This window comes from Aquirufa regiilacus (assembly GCF_032470275.1).
GTDB lineage: Bacteria > Bacteroidota > Bacteroidia > Cytophagales > Spirosomataceae > Aquirufa > Aquirufa regiilacus.
The window spans coordinates 937003-955517 of record NZ_JAVNWW010000001.1 but is presented as its reverse complement, the minus strand read 5'-3'; the positions used below and the strand labels follow the sequence as shown (position 1 = coordinate 955517).

Here is an 18515-nt window from a genome sequence, read left to right as displayed (position 1 = left end):
TATTGGTTACGGGAAACAAAGATACGAATTTAAACCACATCGAATTAATCCTATTTTTATTTTATCTTGCATTGTAGATAGTTTTTTTAAGTTTTTATGTCCCTCCAACTTTATTCCGCCTCTGCTGGTTCTGGCAAAACCTATACGCTTACTGTTGAGTATATCAAGTTGGCATTGCAAGCTTACGAAAGTAGGGGGTATTTCCGCAGGATTTTGGCGGTAACCTTTACTACCAAAGCTGCTGAAGAAATGCGCTCGCGTATCATCGAATTTTTATCCGGTATTGCAGCAGTAGAAACATTGTCAAACGAGGAGGAAGCTACCTATCGAGGGATTATCAGTAATATTCAACGGGATTATCAGCTAGCGAATATTGTTATTTCAGATGCTGAACTTATCAAACGTGCTCAAATCGCTCAGCAGCAGATTTTGCAGGATTATGGTCTGTTCTCTGTCATGACAATTGATGCATTTGTTCAGCGCTTAAGTTCTAGTTTTATCGAAGAGCTCAATCTTCCTAGTCAATTTGAAGTATTGCTGGATTCGAATCAACTTATGGATCAGCTGATTGACCAATTACTTGATAAGGTCAACCAACAAGGTGATCCTGTTATTACAAATTTGATTATTGATTTTGCGAAATCAGAGGTTGGGGAAGGCCGCAGTTGGAATTTATTGCGACAAAATCTACATGATTTCTTGAAGATTTGCTTGAACGAGGATTATTACAAAATCAAAAAGGATATGGATCCTTTACGAATTTCAGATTTTCTTCAGATAGAAAGACAAGTAGAATTAGCCATGGCTGAAATTAACAACGCGTTAATTCAGCTTGCGAATCAATTTCTTCAAGTGCTTGCAGACGCACATATTGAAGGAGATATGTTGGCCCATGGTAAGAATTCCTGTGCTGGTTATTTTAATAAAATTGTGGGTTTGGGTGAATTTGAGGAGCATAAATTATCCTACTTGCGTTCAGGTGTATCATCAGGAGTTTGGACATCCAGTGCGCAGGATGACGCAATCAAAGAGCAAGTCGCTGCTGTTTCTGATCAATTATCGGCTATTGGACAAGCATTCATTGAATTATATGATTCCGAGGCTTCGCGGTATTTCTTATTTAAATTAATCAAGAAGGACTTAAAGAAAATAGCCTTATTGGCTTCGATTACACAAGAACTTCACCAATTTCAAGATGATCATTCTGTCGTTTCGATCTCTGAATTTTCAAAAAGACTTTATGATATCATTGCAAATGACCCGGTTCCATTCATCTATGAAAAATTAGGGGATCGCTACAATCACATTTTAATTGATGAATTTCAGGATACATCCATTTTACAATGGCAGAATTTTATGCCCTTATTAGAACATGCCGTATCTCAAGGAAAGAAGAATCTCATTGTAGGTGATGCTAAACAATCGATCTATAAATTCCGTGGTGGCGAAGTAGGCTTAATATCATCCTTAAAATCAGAAGACAGTTTGTTCATCGAACAAAAACTTCAAGAAAACTCGTTAGACCTCGAACGCTTCTATTATTTAAAAGAAAATCGGGTACTGAATAATCTTGAATCTAATTACCGTAGTGCGAATGAAATTGTGCAGTTTAATAATGAATTCTTTGCATGGATTGCCGTTAATCCTTCATACCAGGAGCTATCTACATTGGTTTCTCCAACCTATGGGGTTGATTTAATACAAAAGCCCCAAGTAAGTTCTAGTAAATTTTCTGGTCAAGTAGATGTGTTGGTTTACCATAAGCCTTTGGCAGGTAATCATGCTGAATTGGAAGCAGAATGGATGTTGAATCGAATCTTAGAGTTAATTGATCATGAATTAAAATCGGGATTTCAATATAAGGATATTGCCATTTTAACTCGTAAAAATAAGCAATCCAAATTTTTAGCGATTCAACTGAAAGAACGTAATATTCCCGTAATTTCTTCGGATTCCTTATTGGTGCATTATGCCAAAGTTGTTGGTTTCTTAATTTCGTTCATGCGCTTGAAGACTCAGGCTCATGATGATTTTTTGTACAAAGAGCTGCTTTTTCAATTTGCAGATTTATGCCAAGAGTCGCTAGATTTTGAGCTATTAGAAATTAAGCATCCTAAAAACATTAATTATTACAGCCATGCAATAGCCTTTTTTGAAAAGAAGGGATACGTGTTTCAGGCTGATGAGTCACATGTAGTCGCTTGGGTTTATGGCTTAGTTTCCACATTCAATTTGACTCGTCATACGCTAGAAATTGAGTATCTATTTAAGTTACTGGATATCATTAATGAATTTGTATTACAAAAATCAGATGACTTTACGGCATTCTTAACTTATTATGATACGAATAAGGCTTCTTTTAGTATTGCAAGTCCAGAAAGCGACAACGCGATAACGATTACCAGTATTCACCGTTCCAAAGGACTGGAATATCCGGTTGTCATTAGTCCTTTTGTATCTTGGACACACCAACCCAATTCGGAGCAAATTTGGTTTGATTTAAAACCTTTAGATTATGACGCTTTGCGTTTGCAGGAAGATCGCGCCTTGAATTATTTCTATGGGAAAGTAATCCCCAAAGAACTTAAGAATTTTGATTCGTTAGCATTACAACAACAAAATGAATATGATTCCGTATTTTTAGATTCGTTGAATATGTTATATGTAGCGTTCACGCGCCCTAAACAGCATTTACATATATTATTGGCGAAGCCCAATGAGGGTTCTCATGCCATGACTAAATCAACTTTTCAAAAATCGTTAGGTCAGGTCGTATTGGATTATTGCCTTTCAAATGCTGATTTTAGTGCTACTATTCCTGATTATATTTTTGAGAAGGATTCAGTTGATTATTATTTATTGCAAAATGCTCCTCAATTCCGAAAGTATGCACATACCGAGGTTTCCATTCAAGAGAAGTCAATTGCTTTGACTACTGAAATTCAAACGGAAGTTGATTTTCGTATTCAAACGAATAAAGATGATTTGTTTACAAGTGCGCAATCTAAGCGAGATAGGGGAGATCGCGTTCACGCAATTTTGTCTAAAATTCCGGATTTTGAGTATTATGTTCAAAACAAGGATAAGGTCTTCCAACAAATAGACGAAGAAACGGTGTCTTTGTTAGAAGCATTCATGTTAAATGATGCGATAAAGTCCTTTTTTCAGCCGAATGAATTACTATTTTCAGAAAGAGACATACTTTGTCCTGATGGTACCATTATTCGGCCCGATCGCGTGATTAAACAACAAGATGATGTAATCATTATCGATTTTAAAACGGGTAAGGCGGAGGATAAACATCGGACTCAGTTAGAAAAATATAAAAAATATTTGGTGGAACTGGGATACAATTCAGTTAAAGCCGTTCTTATTTACATTGAAACGCAAATCATTGAAGCAGTATAGGCTATATATAAGTTTTGGGATCTTAATGCTCATGTTGGAATCCTGTCAGCTCACGCGACGTGTAGGTCACTTATTTTCGGCTAATCACGGGGTTGAGGCGATTTATTCGGCTAAAGAAATTAATAACCTTATTGAAACTGCATTTCTCTATCAAGGTGTTCCTTATCGTAATGGAGGTACTGATGAATATGGGATGGATTGTTCGGGATTTTTATTCCGAGTTTATGCTGATAATAATTTGTTGATTCCGCGTCCTACTTCCCAACAAGCCTTATTTGGAGCCTCGGTTGACCTAGCAGATATTCGTGAAGGAGATTGGTTATTTTTCAAAACAAATAATGCGCGCACTATTAATCATGTTGGATTAGTTACAAAAATTAAATCTGCAGATGCCATCTATTTTATTCATGCTAGTACGAGTAAAGGAGTCAGGGAAGACTTATTGCAATCAAAGTATTGGATAAAGGCCTATGTTAAATCATTGCGACCTTATAAAAATAATTCAAATTGAACGATTGTTTCTCCGTAGACTTAGCGTATTTTTGCATGCATTTTTAAATACATCATGGGAAAAAAAGTAATCATTATTGGAGCAGGTGGAGTAGGTAATGTCGTTGCCAAAAAGTGTGCAATGAATCCTGCCTTCTTTTCAGAAGTTGTTTTAGCATCTAGAACATTGAAAAAATGTGATGCTATTGCTGAAGAAGCTAAGAAAATAGGTCTGCCTACACAGATTCAAACACGTCAAGTTGATGCGGATGATGTTCCAGCTTTGGTCGCATTATTTACTACTGAAAAGCCGTTCATGGTGATTAATGTAGCATTGCCTTATCAAGATTTAACCATTATGGATGCTTGTTTAGCGACGGGTGTTCATTACATGGATACGGCTAACTATGAACCTAAGGATGTAGCTAAATTCGAATATTCATGGCAATGGGCTTATCAAGAGCGCTTCAAAGAAGCAGGTTTGATGGCCTTATTAGGTTGTGGATTTGATCCAGGCGTTACGGGTGTTTATACAGCTTACGCTAACAAGCACTATTTTGATGAAATGCATTACTTGGATATCATCGATTGCAATGCAGGTGATCATGGTAAAGCTTTCGCTACCAATTTTAATCCTGAGATTAATATTCGTGAGATTACACAAAAAGGTAAGTATTGGGAAAATGGACAGTGGGTTGAGATTGACGCGATGTCAATTCATAAGCCAATCAGTTACCCAAATATTGGGCCGAAGGAATCTTATTTGTTATATCATGAGGAATTAGAGTCCTTAACGAAAAACTTCCCTAGCATTAAGCGAGCTCGTTTTTGGATGACATTTGGTCAAGCCTATTTAACTCATTTGGAGGTGTTACAGAATGTAGGGATGACATCTATTCAGCCAATTAAATTCAATGGCCTGGATATTGTTCCCTTGGAATTTTTAAAGGCTGTTTTGCCAGAACCAGGTACATTAGGTGAGAATTATTCAGGTCAAACGTCTATTGGTTGTCAGATCAAAGGCGTGAAAGACGGAAAGGATGCCACTTACTATGTGTATAACAATTGCCATCATGCAGATTGTTACAAAGAGGTTCAAGCTCAAGGCGTGTCGTACACAACAGGTGTTCCAGCGATGATTGGTGCCGCGCTTATTTGTGAAGGTACATGGCTTAAACCTGGTGTTTATAATGTTGAAGAATTCAATCCAGATCCATTTATGGAATTATTGAATGTTCACGGATTACCTTGGAACGAAGAAGTTAATGGCGAATTGCCTCACGAATACTAGGATGCAGCTATTTCCCGAAATTTCTTCTCCCGCTTACGTATTAGAAGAAAACTTATTACTAAATAATTTAAAACTTTTGCAACGTGTTCAACAAGAAGCAGGAGTGGAGATTATTTGTGCTTTAAAAGGTTTTTCTTTTTATCATGTATTTCCTACGGTTAAACAGTATTTGAGTGGTGCTACAGCTAGTTCTTTGCATGAGGCTCGATTAGCCTTTGAAGAAATGGGTAATAAATGCCATGCTTATACACCGGCCTATTTACCCGCTGAATTTGAAGAGTTTATGTCCTATGCCAGTCATATGACTTTCAACTCATTAAATCAGGTGGCTCAATTTGCTTCTCAAGCTACTAGCAAGGGTATTTCTTGCGGGATTCGTATTAATCCTGAATATGCGGAGGTAGAAACTGATATGTATAATCCTTGTATAGCAGGATCACGTTTAGGAATTAGAAGAAGTGATTTAGGCGATCGATTGCCTGAAGGTATTGAAGGTTTACATTCGCATACCCTTTGTGAAAATGATTCATACGTACTAGAGCGTACTTTAGCTGTCATTGACGCTAAATTTGGTGATTTATTACAGCAAGCCAAATGGCTGAATTTAGGTGGAGGTCATTTAATCACCCGTGCTGATTATCAAGTTGATCACCTTATTCAAGTGCTTAAAACATTTAAAGCGAAATATCCGCATTTAAGTATCATCCTTGAGCCAGGCTCTGCGGTCGGTTGGCAAACGGGTTTTTTAAAATCAACGGTATTGGATATTGTTCATTCTGCTGGAATTGACGTAGCTATCCTAGATGTATCATTTGCAGCACATATGCCGGATACGTTGGAAATGCCTTATAAACCGCGTATTCGCTCTGCTTCCTCGGAACCTGAATCTGGTAAACCAACTTATCGTTTTGGAGGTATGACTTGTTTAGCGGGAGACTTTTATGGCGATTATTCGTTTGACAAACCCTTAGAAATAGGTGATAGCATCATTTTTGAGGATATGATACATTACACGATGGTCAAAACGACTACGTTTAATGGTGTAAATTTGCCTGATATCGGTATGATTAAGTCGGATGGTGAATATCACCGATTTAAACATTTTGGATACGAATCATTTAAAGATCGCCTATAAAAAAAAGGACTTCGAAATGAAGTCCTTTTTTTGTGGAGAAGATCGGGCTCGAACCGACGACCTCTTGCATGCCATGCAAGCGCTCTAGCCAACTGAGCTACATCCCCTAATTAGAAATTCACTCGAACGCCTAATCCTCCTTGTAAATTCATGAAAAATGGACTGGGGAATATTTCAGCATAAAAGCCGATTTCAGAGAAGAAACTAAGATTGGGAGCATCAATGGGGAAATATTCTAACCCCCCGATAGCTGTTGCGCCCATTCCAGAAACCCGATTTCGTCCATCTGCCTGATTATTACTTACTTTATTTGGATACCAATCGCGTGAGTTAATTTGAGGCCCAAATCCATAATACGTATGTAAATCAGCATTCACCAACGTAGGATGATGCCATAAGTATAAAGCATTAATTGAAAAACCGATATTCTGAAAAGTTCCATCCTGATAGTTTCTGTCGGTGCCCCATAAGCCTCCATAAGTACCAATATTTACTTCAATGGCATTTACGCCATTTTCGGAGTATTTTCTAGCCATAAATCCACCAGGTTCCCCCACTCGAAATCCAGCGGCCCAATCCTTTAATTGGCCAAACGATACTTCACTTGAAAGCATTAAGGCAAAACATAATATAATTCGTATATATGCGCTTTTCATAGGTAAAACGATTTAATCTTTTCCACTAGGATTGTATTTTCCGCTGCTAAACCAATCGTTATTCGAATTGTATCTTCACACAAAGGAACACTTGATCGGTTACGTGTAATTACTTTTTCTCGAATAAGGTACTCAAATAATGCTTGCGCATCTTGCAATTTAACTAATAAAAAATTTGCCTGACTAGGTTGGATATGGTGAACCTGTGGAATATTTTCAAATTCTGCAATAAGTCGCTTCTTTTCTGACTGTATTAAGGCAATAGCTTCTTTTATAAATTGTTTGTCCTCAAGCGCTTTTGATACGATTTGTTGAGTTGCACCACCAATGTTGTATGGAGGCTTTATCTTATTCAGTAAACTTATAATTATTGGATTCGCATAAGCCATACCTAAACGTAAGGACGCAAGTCCATAGGCTTTGGATAAGGTCTGCATAACAATCAGCTGTGGATATTTGGCTAATTCGTAGATAAAACTAGGTTCATCTGAAAAATCAATATATGCCTCATCAATGATCACAAAACCTGTTTTAAATGATTCTAATAGAGTATATATATCCTTACGGTTAATTTTATTCCCGGTAGGATTATTGGGTGAACAAATAAATAATAAACGCGTATGCTCATTTATAGCAGCCTGAATAGCTGGAACGTCTAATTGATATTCAGCGGTTAAATTAACGCGTTGAATAGCAATGTTATTTATTGATGCGCTGACCTCATACATCCCATAGGTAGGCGGGCAAAGAATGATGTTATGCTTATCTGAGGCGCAAGTCATGCGCATTAATAAGTCAATGGCCTCATCAGATCCATTCCCCAAGAATATTTGATTTTCTTGGCAATTTTTAATTTCAGCTAATTGCGATTTAATCTGGTGTTGTAAAGGATCTGGATAGCGATTCCATGCTGCAATTTGGTTACCTGAACCGATGGGATTTTCATTGGCATCAAGAAATATTCCTTCATTTCCCTTAAATTCATCGCGAGCCGATGAATAGGGTTTTAAATTCCAAATATGTGGTAATATGTAAGCTTGATAATCCATTAGCTTAATCGAATTTTTACCGCGTTAGCGTGAGCCTGCAAGGATTCAGCTTCTGCCATTTGAATAATACTAGGTCCAATATTTTCTAATCCGGCTTTGCTGATTGACTGCAAGGTGATTTTTTTTACAAAACTATCTAAATTAACACCTGAATATGCCTTAGCAAAACCATTGGTAGGTAGGGTGTGATTTGTACCTGAAGCATAATCACCAGCTGATTCAGGCGTATAATGTCCTAAAAAGATGGATCCCGCATTTGTGATAAAATCAGCAAAATCTTCTGGATTTTCGCAAGCTAAAATTAAATGTTCGGCACCGTATTCATTTAATAATTCTATCGCTTCTTCTTTCGATTTCAACAAAATGAATTGTGAATTTTCTAATGCACTTTGAGCAAATTCTTTACGAGGTAATTCCTCTAATTGCGACTTTATGGCTTCGATGGACTCATTCAGAATTGTTTCCGATGTACTCACAAGTATTACTTGTGAATCATGTCCATGTTCTGCTTGTGATAGTAAATCCGATGCGATATAGGCTGGGTTTGCTGAATCGTCGGCGAAAACAGCAACCTCAGAGGGTCCTGCAGGCATATCAATAGCCACGCCTAAGCGGTTAGCATACATTTTTGCTGCAGTGACATACTGATTTCCAGGTCCAAATATTTTATAAACAGCTGGAACACTTTCTGTGCCTTGTGCCATGGCAGCAATAGCTTGTGAACCACCAATGCGAAACATTTGCGTCACTCCACATAGTTTTGCCGCGTAAAATAAAGCTGGATGATCTCCCGGTGTACATAATACGACTTCCTTGCAACCAGCTATTTGAGCAGGAATGGCCAACATTAATATGGTGGAAAATAGGGGGGCAGTTCCTCCAGGGATATAGATGCCGACGCGCTCGATGGCGGATGATTTTTGCCAACAAACAACTCCGGGACTCGTTTCTATACGCTTCTCAACAAGTTTTTGAGATTCGTGAAACGCGTAAATGTTGTTGTAGGCAAGTTGAATGGCGTCTTGAAGTTCTTGAGGAACTAAGGATGCTTTTTCCGAAATCTCTTCTGATGTATAGGCAAGATCTGAAATGCTCTTCTTTTCAAATTTCAATGTAAAATCTCTTAGCGCTTGATCACCACTTGATTTTACTTGCTCAAATACATCCTTAATTAAAGTATCTAGCGATTGACTGTCCAGTGAAGGACGAGTCACTATTTGCTTGAAAGTGGATTGAGCAGGAAATTTTAATATAGAATACATCTTATAAAATCATTTTTTCAATTGGCAGCACTAAAATCCCCTGAGCACCCGCTTCGCGTAATGCTTCAATAATGTCCCAAAAATCATTTTCAGAAATCACAGAGTGGATCGAAACCCAGCCAGTCTCGGCTAATGGCATGACAGATGGGGCCTTCATGCCCGGTAATAAGGATTTAATTTTTTCTAAATCTGACTCTTTCGCATTCAATACAACGTATTTTGCATTTTGCCCACGTTGAACGGAATCAATACGAAAGAGTAGCTTAGCAAGAATGGCTTGTTTCTCACTACTTAGTTGTTGGTTCGAAATTAATACCGCTTGACTTTGGAAAACGGTGGCTACTTCCTTTAACCCATTGCTTAACAAAGTTCCTCCCGTAGATACGATGTCACAAATAGCTTCTGCTAAACCGATGCTTGGTGCGATTTCAACCGAACCCGAAATTTCATGTGTCGTAACCTTAATTCCCTGCTTGGTTAAAAATGCATTTGTCAAGTTAGGGTAGGAGGTAGCTATATTTTTGCCTTGGAAATATTCAATGCCCGAATACTCCTCATTGCGTGGAATCGCAAGCGATAAACGACATTTAGAAAAGCCTAATTCCTTTACGACATCTACCTGACGGATGTGTTCCATCAATACATTTTCACCAATAACTCCTAAGTCGGCAACACCATCTTCCACATAACCCGGAATATCATCGTCACGAAGGAAAAGGAATTCAATGGGAAAATTGCTGGAAACGGTCTTTAATTTAGATCCACCCGACTCAAATTTGATGCCGCATGCTTTGAATAGTTTAAGTGATTCTTCACTTAAACGACCCGATTTCTGAACTGCTATTCTAATATTTTGTGACTCCATCTGAATTTTAAGCTTAAAATAATCAAGCCCCGAATGAATTCGAGGCTTGACAAATGAAATGTTATAAGAACATTTTAAGTGGATCCTCGAGGTATTGCTTTAGCGTTAACAAGAATGCTGCTCCTGCTGCTCCGTCTGCAACGCGATGGTCACACGTCAAAGTTAATTTCATGATATTGGTCGCATAAAATTGACCGTTTTTCACTCCTACCGTTTCTTTAATTCCACCTACAGCCAATATACAAGATTCTGGTGAATTAATGATTGAGGTGAATTGATCAATGCCAAACATACCTAAGTTACTTACTGTAAAGGTATTACCTTCCCAATCTTTCGGTTGTAATTGCTTGCTTTTCGCTTTACCTCCTAATTCTTTTGCCTCAGAAGAAATCTGTGCAATTGATTTTTCATTAGCAAAACGAATCACGGGTACCAATAGACCATCTTCCACAGCAACTGCCATACCGATATGTACATGCTTGTTCACGCGGATACGATCCTCCATCCAATATGAATTAATTTTTGGATGCTTGGTTAATGCCAAAGCCGTTGCTTTGATGACCATGTCATTGAATGAAATCTTAACAGGTAATACCTCGTTCATACTAACACGAGCCTCAATCGCTTTGTCCATATTGATTTCCATCGTTAAATAGAATTCTGGAGCACTGAATTTAGATTCAGATAAACGACGCGCAATTGTCTTGCGCATTTGGCTGTTAGGGATATCTTCAAAGCTTTCAACCCCCGATACAAATGTCGACATGGCGCCACCTGCACTTGGGTTATAATCTTCTATATCATTCTTTGTAATACGGCCACCTTCGCCTGTACCCTGAATCCAATTTAAGTTGTATCCCTTTTCTTTTGCTAAAGCACGAGCCAATGGAGATGCTTTAATGGATTCTTCTGAAATGCGAGCTTTTGTAGGTGCAGGAGCTGCTGCTTTCGTTTCTACAACTTTAGGAGCCTCTGCAACTTGAACCGGTGCAGGTGCAGCTACTGATACCACAGGAGCGGCTGCAGGTGCAGCAGATTCAGCGGCTAATATAGGTTGGAAATCTGTCCCTGGTTCTCCAACGATAGCAATAATGCCATCAACGATGACACCTTCACCTTCCTTAGCTCCAATGTATAAAAGAGTTCCATCTTCATAGTTCTCTAATTCCATCGTTGCCTTATCCGTTTCTACTTCAGCTATGATATCACCACTCTTAACGACATCGCCTGTTTTTTTCAACCATTTGGCAATAACACCTTCAACCATCGTATCGCTCATTTTAGGCATTCGAACGGCTTTAGCTTTAATGTCACTTAAATCGATTGTTGGGGCTGTTGCTGCAACGGGTGCAGGTGCTGGAGCCGCAGCTTGCGGAGCTTCAGCGACCGGTGCTGCCGCAGGAGCAGCTGCTGAAGGTGCAGCTAATAATGCTGAATAATCTTCGCCAGGGGTTCCAACGACTGCGATGATTCCATCTACAGGTACAGCTTCACCGGCCTTAATGCCAATATATAATAAAGTACCATCCTCGTAATTTTCTAATTCCATCGTCGCTTTGTCGGTTTCAACTTCAGCGATAATGTCTCCAGACTTAATTACGTCTCCTTCTTTTTTGAGCCAATTTGCAATAACACCTTCAACCATGGTGTCACTCATCTTGGGCATTCTAATTACTTCAGCCATGCTTTTATATTTGAATTTCAAAAATACGCTTTATACGCTTATTTTAAAAGATTTTATTGAAAATTATTTGAATTAATCCAGTTTTAAAACGGCCATAAATGCTTCCTGTGGAATTTCTACATTACCTACTTGACGCATACGTTTTTTACCTTTCTTTTGCTTCTCTAATAATTTACGCTTACGGGAAATATCACCCCCATAACATTTCGCTAAAACGTCTTTTCGCAAAGCTTTAACGGTTTCACGGGCGATGATTTTTTGACCTATAGCTGCTTGAATAGCAATTTCAAATTGCTGACGAGGTAATAACTCTCTCAATTTCTCACACAAACGTTTTCCCCAATCATATGCCTTGTCTCGGTGTACGATTGCCGATAACGCATCAACTTTTTCACCATTCAACATGATATCTAATTTGACCAAATATCCGGGTTCGTAACCTTTGTATTCATAATCCAAGGATGCATAACCGCGTGAAATTGTTTTGAGTCGGTCAAAGAAATCAAACACAACTTCAGACAATGGCATGTCAAATGTTAATTCTACACGATCCGTTGTTAAATAGATTTGATTTACTAAAATTCCGCGCTTATCCATACATAAGCTCATAATTACACCTGTATATTCAGATTTCGTAATGATTTGTGCTTTGATATAAGGCTCCTCAACGATGTTAATTAAGTTGGGCTCAGGTAATTCACTTGGTGCTGAAACCCATTCCGTTTCACCAGCTGTTGTTAATACCTTGAACTTTACCGAAGGAACTGTTGTAATCACAGTCATGTCAAATTCACGCTCTAGACGCTCTTGGACAATCTCCATGTGCAACATACCCAAAAATCCACAACGGAATCCAAATCCTAAAGCTGCAGATGTTTCTGGTTCCCAAACTAAGGACGCATCATTAAGCTGCAATTTTTCCATGGCATCACGCAAATCCTCGAATTCGGATGTTTCCACTGGATATATACCAGCAAAGACCATGGGTTTTACTTCCTCAAAACCTTGAATAGCTGATTTGCAGGGATTAGCAACGTGGGAAATCGTGTCACCCACTTTAACTTCTTTTGCTTCCTTGATACCGGATATTAAATAGCCTACATCACCCGTTTTAATGATTGATTTAGGTTCTTGTTCTAAACCTAAGGTACCGATTTCATCTGCAAAATATTCCTTGCCCGTATTCATGAACTTAACGCGGTCTCCTTTTTTGATTTCACCGTTATAAACACGGAAAATAACTTCAATTCCCCGGTAGGAGTTGAAGGTTGAGTCAAATATTAATGCTTGTAATGGTTCATTAGGTTCACCTTTTGGCGCTGGTACGCGAGCCACTACTGCATCCAAGATATCTTGAATACCAATTCCCTCTTTTCCAGAGGCATGAATGATATCCTCCTTTTTACAACCGATTAAATCAATAATTTGATCAGAAACTTCATCTGGCATTGCACCAGGTAAGTCTATCTTATTTAATACGGGAATGATTTCCAGATCATGGTTAATCGCTAAGTATAGATTGGAGATTGTTTGTGCCTCAATCCCCTGTGATGCGTCCACAATTAATAATGCGCCTTCACAGGCCGCGATGGAACGTGAAACTTCATAAGAAAAGTCTACGTGTCCAGGTGTGTCGATTAAGTTAAACGTATATACTTCTCCGTCTTTTGGATATTGCATTTGAATCGCATGCGATTTAATCGTTATACCACGTTCACGCTCTAAGTCCATGTCGTCCAATAATTGATTCATCATATCACGTTTTTGAACGGTATTGGTGAATTCAATCAATCGGTCGGCCAAAGTACTCTTGCCGTGATCAATGTGTGCGATAATGCAAAAATTACGAATGTTTTTCATGTATATATTTTACTAAATAATCTTGTCCATCCAAGCGTTCGTGATACGCTGCTCGAATGGGGGTATTTGAAGCAATGTAACCCAATAACATTTAAACCTCCTTCAAATGAATAAACTAGGAATTACAATTAACTAACCAACTACAAATATAGCTAAGCCTAGGGTGCTATTTTCTATTATAGCGGTAAATAGTCGTATAGATCTTAAAATATTATTCAAATTTTAAATTTATTCGATAAAATAGAACGAAAAGTCTAGTCCACTTGATTTTTATTCGACATTAATGCTTCAATTTCATCAATATCAATCGGAATATTAGCCATTAGATTAATAGCGGGTCCGTCTGTTATCAATAAATTGTTTTCAAGTCGGATACCAATTCCCTCTTCGCGAATGTAAATACCGGGTTCACAGGTTAATACCATTCCGGCCTCAAAAGGTTTGTACTTATCCCAGACGTCATGAACATCTAAGCCCAAATGATGTGCGACACCATGCATAAAGTATTTTTTGAACAACGGGCTGCTAGGATCTTGATTATCAACATCTTGGCGAGTAAATAAGCCTAGTTTAATTAGCTGTTCTTCCATGAATTGCTCAACTGATTTTTGGTAATCGACCCAATAAATACCTGGGCGCATTAAATCAGTCGCATAGTTTAATACAGCTTGAACGGCTAAGTAAACTTCTTTCTGGCGAGGACTGAATTTCCCATTGACTGGAATGGTCCGAGTCATATCAGCATTATAATTGCCATAACAAGCGCCAACATCTAACAAAAGTAAGTCTCCGTCTTGACAAATACGCTCATTTTCGATGTAATGTAGGACACATGCATTTGCACCTGATGCGATAATGGGTGTATAAGCAAATCCTCCGCTACGTGACTTGATAAATTCGTGTATGAATTCAGCTTCAATTTCATTCTCCCAAACACCTGGCTTCGTGAAAGCTAACACACGTCTAAATGAAGCTTCAGTAATGTCAATGGCTTTTTGAAGTGCTTTGATTTCGGCAGGTTCTTTCTTCATACGGAGGGTATTCAGAATAGGAGCTAGTCTTCCGATGCGATGAAGTGGATATTTATCTTTAATCTCTTTAACAAGGCGCGCGTTTTGAGTCTCGACTAGCGAACTGTTTCGCATATGCTCATTGTCAATCATGTAGATTGTTTCCGCTGAATATGCTAAGGTTTTTAAGATGGCCTCAAAATTAGAAGTCCATTGGATATTTTCTATTCCACTGATGGTCCTAGCTTCTTCTTTGGTGTATTTATGTCCTTCCCAAATAGCGATTAATTCAGATGTCTCACGTACAAAAGCTATTTCCCTTAAATGTGCTTCGGGTGCATCAGGATAGATTAATAAAAGCGTTTCTTCTTGATCAAGGCCCGACAAATAAAATAAATCAGTTTGCTGTTTGAATCCCATACTGCCATCTGCGTTGGTAGGCATGATGTCATTGGAGCAGATTAACACAATAGATTTAGGCGGAAGCTCAGCAATTAATTTGTTGCGGTTCTTACTAAATAAATCGGAAGGGAAGGGTTGGTAGCGCATCTTATTTTTTACACTGATAAATGATTTCTTCTAACGGCAAAGCCATGCGATTACTCTCGTTGATTCCTAATTTTTCAATCATATTTACTGGAATGACAGTAAAACCTGAATTCTCAAGTTGCTTGCCGAAATCCCGACCATAAATACGTAAATGATCATCTTGTAAGAAATGTATTTCACGTTCTTTGGGATCTGTAATACTTGAATCTTCATAGGTCGTGGCAAGATCATATCGCTGTGGACTTTGGCACAATGCAAATCCTTCAGGTTTTAACACTCTGCGAATCTCTTGCATACAACGCACATCATCTCGAACATGTTCTAATACGTGATTACAAAATACGACGTCGAATGAATTATCTGGAAAAGGAATGTCATGCAGATCCATTTTCACTTTTGCCAAAGGAGATTCAATATCAGCTGTCACATAATTGTCTCCTAAATAGTTTTCAAATCTTTCAATGAAGCAATATTCAGGTGCTACGTGTAGCACGCGAGGTTTAGACGTATAGAAATTAGTTTCATTTTTCAGAAACAAATGCATTAATCGATGACGTTCTAAGCTTAAACAAGATGGACAAAGTGCATTTTCCCTTGGCTGCAAACGCCCATACGGTAAAAACTTAGAAAATGAATGATCACAAACGGGACAATAAACCTTAGAACCCGTTAAGAATAGGCTGTAAAATTTTAGTAAGCGGTGGGCAAATAATTGGATAATTTTTCTTGGAATGTGACGAAGTACCCAGCTGATTATATATTTCATACAACAAAAAAAAGGAAGGTTTCTCGAATAAAAAACCTTCCTTGATAAATAATTTATATTCTTACATTTCGCGTAACCAAATATTACGGAAACTTACTGCATTGCCATGATCCTGTAAGCTAATGGGGCCAGGTCCATGAACAGGATTTAAGGGTTGACCGATGTATTCTGTTGTTCCTTGAATCTTTGTATGATTTTGTACGACAACGCCATTATGAATAACAGTTACATAAGCTGGTGTTTCGATACCGCCATTGACCGTAAATACTGGTGCCGTGTAAATAATATCGTAAATATTCCATTCGCCCATAGGTGACGTCGCGTTAACTAAAGGTGCAGATTGTTTGTAAATACTTCCTGCTTGGCCATTGCGATAAGTGCGGTTTTTGTATGAATTTAAAACCTGTACTTCATACATACCTTGCATAAAAATACCACTGTTTCCTTTACCTTGGCTTTTTAAAGTTTCAGGCTCGATAGGGGATTGCCATTCAATATGTAATTGATAGTTCGTAAATTTTTGTTTCGTCGATATATGACCGGCCCCTCGAACGACAGTCATTTTTCCGTCTTCAACTTTCCATTGTGCAGGGCCTCCGTCTTTAATAGATTCCCAATTGGCTAAACTCTTTCCGTCAAATAACACAATTGCATCCGATGGAATTGTACCTGGCGTTACAACGCGGACTTCAGGATCCCAAAATTCCGTAGCATCTGGTTTTGTGGGGTTACTTACTACATGACGATGATCTTGTGCTTGCGAAGCAAAACCAATGCCTATAGTCAATAAGGCAATAATAGTTTTCGTGTTTTTCATATTTTAGATGAATGATTTTTGAACAAAAAAAAACCGGTAGTATATACCGGTTCTAATTTCAAGAAATAATTATTATTTAGCAAATGAAGCTTTGATAGCCTCAACATCTACTAACTTAATAATAGGTCTTTGTTTTAAGATTTTGATAGCTTCAACTTTATTGTTAGCTACTGCTTTATTTCTTCTGTCTTTTCTTTTTAGTCTAGTTACGGCCATGTCGATAATAATTTTGGTCTGCAAAAATAGGAATTATTGGTTATATATCAAATAATATCCCTCGAATAATTAAATTTGTTTTATGAAAGTATTACAAAAGCCTACAAACGCTCGTGGCACGAGAGATTTCGGTCCCAAAGAAATGGCTCTTCGGAGTTACGTTTTCTCCATTATTAAAGGACACTTTGAGGCTTTTGGTTTCCAAACAATAGAAACACCAGCGATCGAAAATCTTTCTGTGTTGACTGGAAAGTATGGAGATGAGGGAGATCAATTGTTGTTTAAAATCGTTAATTCGGGTGATTATTTAAGTAAAGTGATAGGCGATCCGCTTGCTTTAGGTTCAAAGGCATTACTTCCCCAAATCGCAGAAAAAGGGCTACGCTATGACTTAACGGTTCCTTTTGCAAGATTTGTTGCCATGAATCGCAATGATATTGCCTTTCCATTTAGACGCTCACAAATTCAGCCTGTATGGCGTGCGGATCGTCCTCAAAAAGGAAGGTATCGCGAATTTTATCAGTGTGACGCTGATATCATTGGATCGGATTCTTTAGTCAATGAAGCTGAATTAATCGCACTTTTCCAGTCAATCTTTGAGTCTCTAAAGTTACGCACAAACTTAATTATCAATTCCCGCAAAATTTTAGCAGGTATCGTAGATCGCTTAGGGGCTACTGATCTTTTTGTTGCTTTTGCTGTAGCTATTGATAAATTAGATAAAATAGGTTGGGATGCTGTTGCATTAGAACTTTCAGCAAATGGTTTTCAAACGAATCAAATAGATGCACTTCAAAAGCTTTTTAATTTTGAAGGCACCAATGCTACTAAGATTGAGTTGTTGGCCGATTTCTTTGCTGATAACACCTTGGGACTTGAAGGTTTAGCTGAGATACAGACTGTTTTACGTTTAGCAGATTTGAATGGTTTCGATAATTCAAATTTGATTTTTGATTTCAAATTAGCGCGTGGCTTAAGTTATTATACAGGACTAATATATGAAGGCAAGTCGGTTGACGTTCCATTCGGTTCCATTGTGGGTGGCGGTCGCTACGATAATCTAACGGCAGCATTTGGATTACCTAATATGAGTGGGGTAGGGATTTCTTTTGGAATCGAGCGGATTATCGATGTTATGCGTGAATTGGATTTATTCCCTAGTATACAAATTAGCGCGAGCAAATTATTGTTAACCTATTTTGATGAAGCGGGTCAAGCTTTGGCTATTAATATCTCAAATCAATTACGTAAGGCTAATATTCCAAGCGAAGTGTATCCAGATATTGCTAAGATTAAGAAATCATTTGAGTTTGCCGACAAAAAAGGCATCCCGTTCGTGGGCGTAATAGGAGATCAGGAGATTAAAGATCAAACTGTGTCAGTTAAAGAAATGAAAAATGGAGAACAACATGTGCTCTCCATTTCTGATTTAATTCAATATATGTCTGCTAAATAAAA

15 protein-coding genes and 1 tRNA gene are annotated in these 18515 nt (G+C 38.1%); 5 read left to right on the top strand and 11 right to left on the bottom strand.

The features are described 5' to 3' along the window. Positions 1 to 96 precede the first annotated feature (96 nt). From PQG45_RS04245 to nspC, 4 genes are read left to right on the top strand one after another with little or no spacing between them, the layout of a single operon-like run. The gene (locus PQG45_RS04245; protein ID WP_315575484.1) at positions 97 to 3408 is read left to right on the top strand and encodes a UvrD-helicase domain-containing protein; all 3312 of its coding nucleotides are present in this window, start codon (positions 97 to 99) and stop codon (positions 3406 to 3408) included. A gap of 31 nt (positions 3409 to 3439) precedes the next feature. Next, the gene (locus PQG45_RS04240) at positions 3440 to 3919 is read left to right on the top strand and encodes a C40 family peptidase (RefSeq protein WP_315575485.1); all 480 of its coding nucleotides are present in this window, start codon (positions 3440 to 3442) and stop codon (positions 3917 to 3919) included. Positions 3920 to 3973: 54 nt separating this feature from the next. Next, the gene (locus PQG45_RS04235; RefSeq protein ID WP_315575487.1) at positions 3974 to 5188 is read left to right on the top strand and encodes a saccharopine dehydrogenase family protein; all 1215 of its coding nucleotides are present in this window, start codon (positions 3974 to 3976) and stop codon (positions 5186 to 5188) included. Between the two features lies 1 nt (position 5189). Next, positions 5190 to 6323, top strand: coding sequence for a carboxynorspermidine decarboxylase (nspC, locus tag PQG45_RS04230; RefSeq protein ID WP_315575488.1), 1134 nt, complete (start codon positions 5190 to 5192; stop codon positions 6321 to 6323). Positions 6324 to 6356: 33 nt separating this feature from the next. On the opposite strand, the gene PQG45_RS04225 is transcribed toward nspC, so the two are convergent. The 11 genes from PQG45_RS04225 to PQG45_RS04175 all read right to left on the bottom strand — a co-directional run bounded on the left by PQG45_RS04225 (position 6357) and on the right by PQG45_RS04175 (position 17057). Beyond that, a tRNA-Ala gene (locus PQG45_RS04225) sits at positions 6357 to 6430 on the bottom strand. Between the two features lie 3 nt (positions 6431 to 6433). Then, positions 6434 to 6979, bottom strand: coding sequence for a hypothetical protein (locus tag PQG45_RS04220; protein ID WP_315575490.1), 546 nt, complete (start codon positions 6977 to 6979; stop codon positions 6434 to 6436). After that, on the bottom strand, positions 6976 to 8028 hold the full coding sequence (gene hisC, locus PQG45_RS04215; protein ID WP_315575491.1) for a histidinol-phosphate transaminase: 1053 nt from the start codon (positions 8026 to 8028) through the stop codon (positions 6976 to 6978). The genes PQG45_RS04220 and hisC overlap by 4 nt, the downstream gene beginning before the upstream one ends. Further along, positions 8028 to 9290 carry a histidinol dehydrogenase gene (hisD, locus tag PQG45_RS04210; RefSeq protein WP_315575492.1) on the bottom strand — a complete coding sequence of 421 codons (1263 nt, stop codon included), beginning with the start codon at positions 9288 to 9290 and terminating at the stop codon, positions 8028 to 8030. The genes hisC and hisD overlap by 1 nt, the downstream gene beginning before the upstream one ends. A 1-nt stretch (position 9291) precedes the next feature. After that, complete coding sequence (gene hisG / locus PQG45_RS04205) at positions 9292 to 10155, bottom strand: ATP phosphoribosyltransferase (RefSeq protein ID WP_315575493.1); 864 nt, start codon at positions 10153 to 10155, stop codon at positions 9292 to 9294. 61 nt (positions 10156 to 10216) lie between these two features. Beyond that, positions 10217 to 11839: a 2-oxo acid dehydrogenase subunit E2 gene (locus PQG45_RS04200; RefSeq protein ID WP_315575495.1), complete on the bottom strand. Its 1623-nt coding sequence runs from the start codon at positions 11837 to 11839 to the stop codon at positions 10217 to 10219. A gap of 72 nt (positions 11840 to 11911) precedes the next feature. Continuing rightward, positions 11912 to 13699, bottom strand: a complete 1788-nt coding sequence (gene lepA, locus PQG45_RS04195; RefSeq protein ID WP_315575497.1) for a translation elongation factor 4 — start codon at positions 13697 to 13699, stop codon at positions 11912 to 11914. A 254-nt stretch (positions 13700 to 13953) separates the two neighbouring features. Then, the gene (locus PQG45_RS04190) at positions 13954 to 15258 is read right to left on the bottom strand and encodes an aminopeptidase P family protein (protein WP_315575499.1); all 1305 of its coding nucleotides are present in this window, start codon (positions 15256 to 15258) and stop codon (positions 13954 to 13956) included. A gap of 1 nt (position 15259) precedes the next feature. Further along, positions 15260 to 16024, bottom strand: coding sequence for a class I SAM-dependent methyltransferase (locus tag PQG45_RS04185; protein ID WP_315575501.1), 765 nt, complete (start codon positions 16022 to 16024; stop codon positions 15260 to 15262). A gap of 61 nt (positions 16025 to 16085) precedes the next feature. Continuing rightward, positions 16086 to 16841, bottom strand: coding sequence for a 3-keto-disaccharide hydrolase (locus PQG45_RS04180; protein WP_315575502.1), 756 nt, complete (start codon positions 16839 to 16841; stop codon positions 16086 to 16088). A gap of 72 nt (positions 16842 to 16913) precedes the next feature. Then, entirely contained in the window at positions 16914 to 17057 is a 144-nt protein-coding gene (locus PQG45_RS04175; RefSeq protein ID WP_315575503.1) for a hypothetical protein, read from the bottom strand. 82 nt (positions 17058 to 17139) lie between these two features. On the opposite strand from PQG45_RS04175, the gene hisS reads away from it, so the two are divergent. Further along, positions 17140 to 18513 carry a histidine--tRNA ligase gene (gene hisS / locus PQG45_RS04170; protein WP_315575504.1) on the top strand — a complete coding sequence of 458 codons (1374 nt, stop codon included), beginning with the start codon at positions 17140 to 17142 and terminating at the stop codon, positions 18511 to 18513. Positions 18514 to 18515 lie beyond the last annotated feature (2 nt).

Bases quoted from the DNA above. Each gene is read 5' to 3' on its own strand.
- hisD (WP_315575492.1), bottom strand. From the start codon at position 9,290: ATGTATTCTATATTAAAATTTCCTGCTCAATCCACTTTCAAGCAAATA.
- nspC (WP_315575488.1), top strand. From the start codon at position 5,190: ATGCAGCTATTTCCCGAAATTTCTTCTCCCGCTTACGTATTAGAAGAA.
- PQG45_RS04220 (WP_315575490.1), bottom strand. From the start codon at position 6,979: ATGAAAAGCGCATATATACGAATTATATTATGTTTTGCCTTAATGCTT.
- PQG45_RS04240 (WP_315575485.1), top strand. From the start codon at position 3,440: ATGTTGGAATCCTGTCAGCTCACGCGACGTGTAGGTCACTTATTTTCG.
- hisG (WP_315575493.1), bottom strand. From the start codon at position 10,155: ATGGAGTCACAAAATATTAGAATAGCAGTTCAGAAATCGGGTCGTTTA.
- PQG45_RS04185 (WP_315575501.1), bottom strand. From the start codon at position 16,024: ATGAAATATATAATCAGCTGGGTACTTCGTCACATTCCAAGAAAAATT.
- hisS (WP_315575504.1), top strand. From the start codon at position 17,140: ATGAAAGTATTACAAAAGCCTACAAACGCTCGTGGCACGAGAGATTTC.
- PQG45_RS04235 (WP_315575487.1), top strand. From the start codon at position 3,974: ATGGGAAAAAAAGTAATCATTATTGGAGCAGGTGGAGTAGGTAATGTC.
- PQG45_RS04245 (WP_315575484.1), top strand. From the start codon at position 97: ATGTCCCTCCAACTTTATTCCGCCTCTGCTGGTTCTGGCAAAACCTAT.
- PQG45_RS04175 (WP_315575503.1), bottom strand. From the start codon at position 17,057: ATGGCCGTAACTAGACTAAAAAGAAAAGACAGAAGAAATAAAGCAGTA.
- lepA (WP_315575497.1), bottom strand. From the start codon at position 13,699: ATGAAAAACATTCGTAATTTTTGCATTATCGCACACATTGATCACGGC.
- hisC (WP_315575491.1), bottom strand. From the start codon at position 8,028: ATGGATTATCAAGCTTACATATTACCACATATTTGGAATTTAAAACCC.
- PQG45_RS04180 (WP_315575502.1), bottom strand. From the start codon at position 16,841: ATGAAAAACACGAAAACTATTATTGCCTTATTGACTATAGGCATTGGT.
- PQG45_RS04190 (WP_315575499.1), bottom strand. From the start codon at position 15,258: ATGCGCTACCAACCCTTCCCTTCCGATTTATTTAGTAAGAACCGCAAC.
- PQG45_RS04200 (WP_315575495.1), bottom strand. From the start codon at position 11,839: ATGGCTGAAGTAATTAGAATGCCCAAGATGAGTGACACCATGGTTGAA.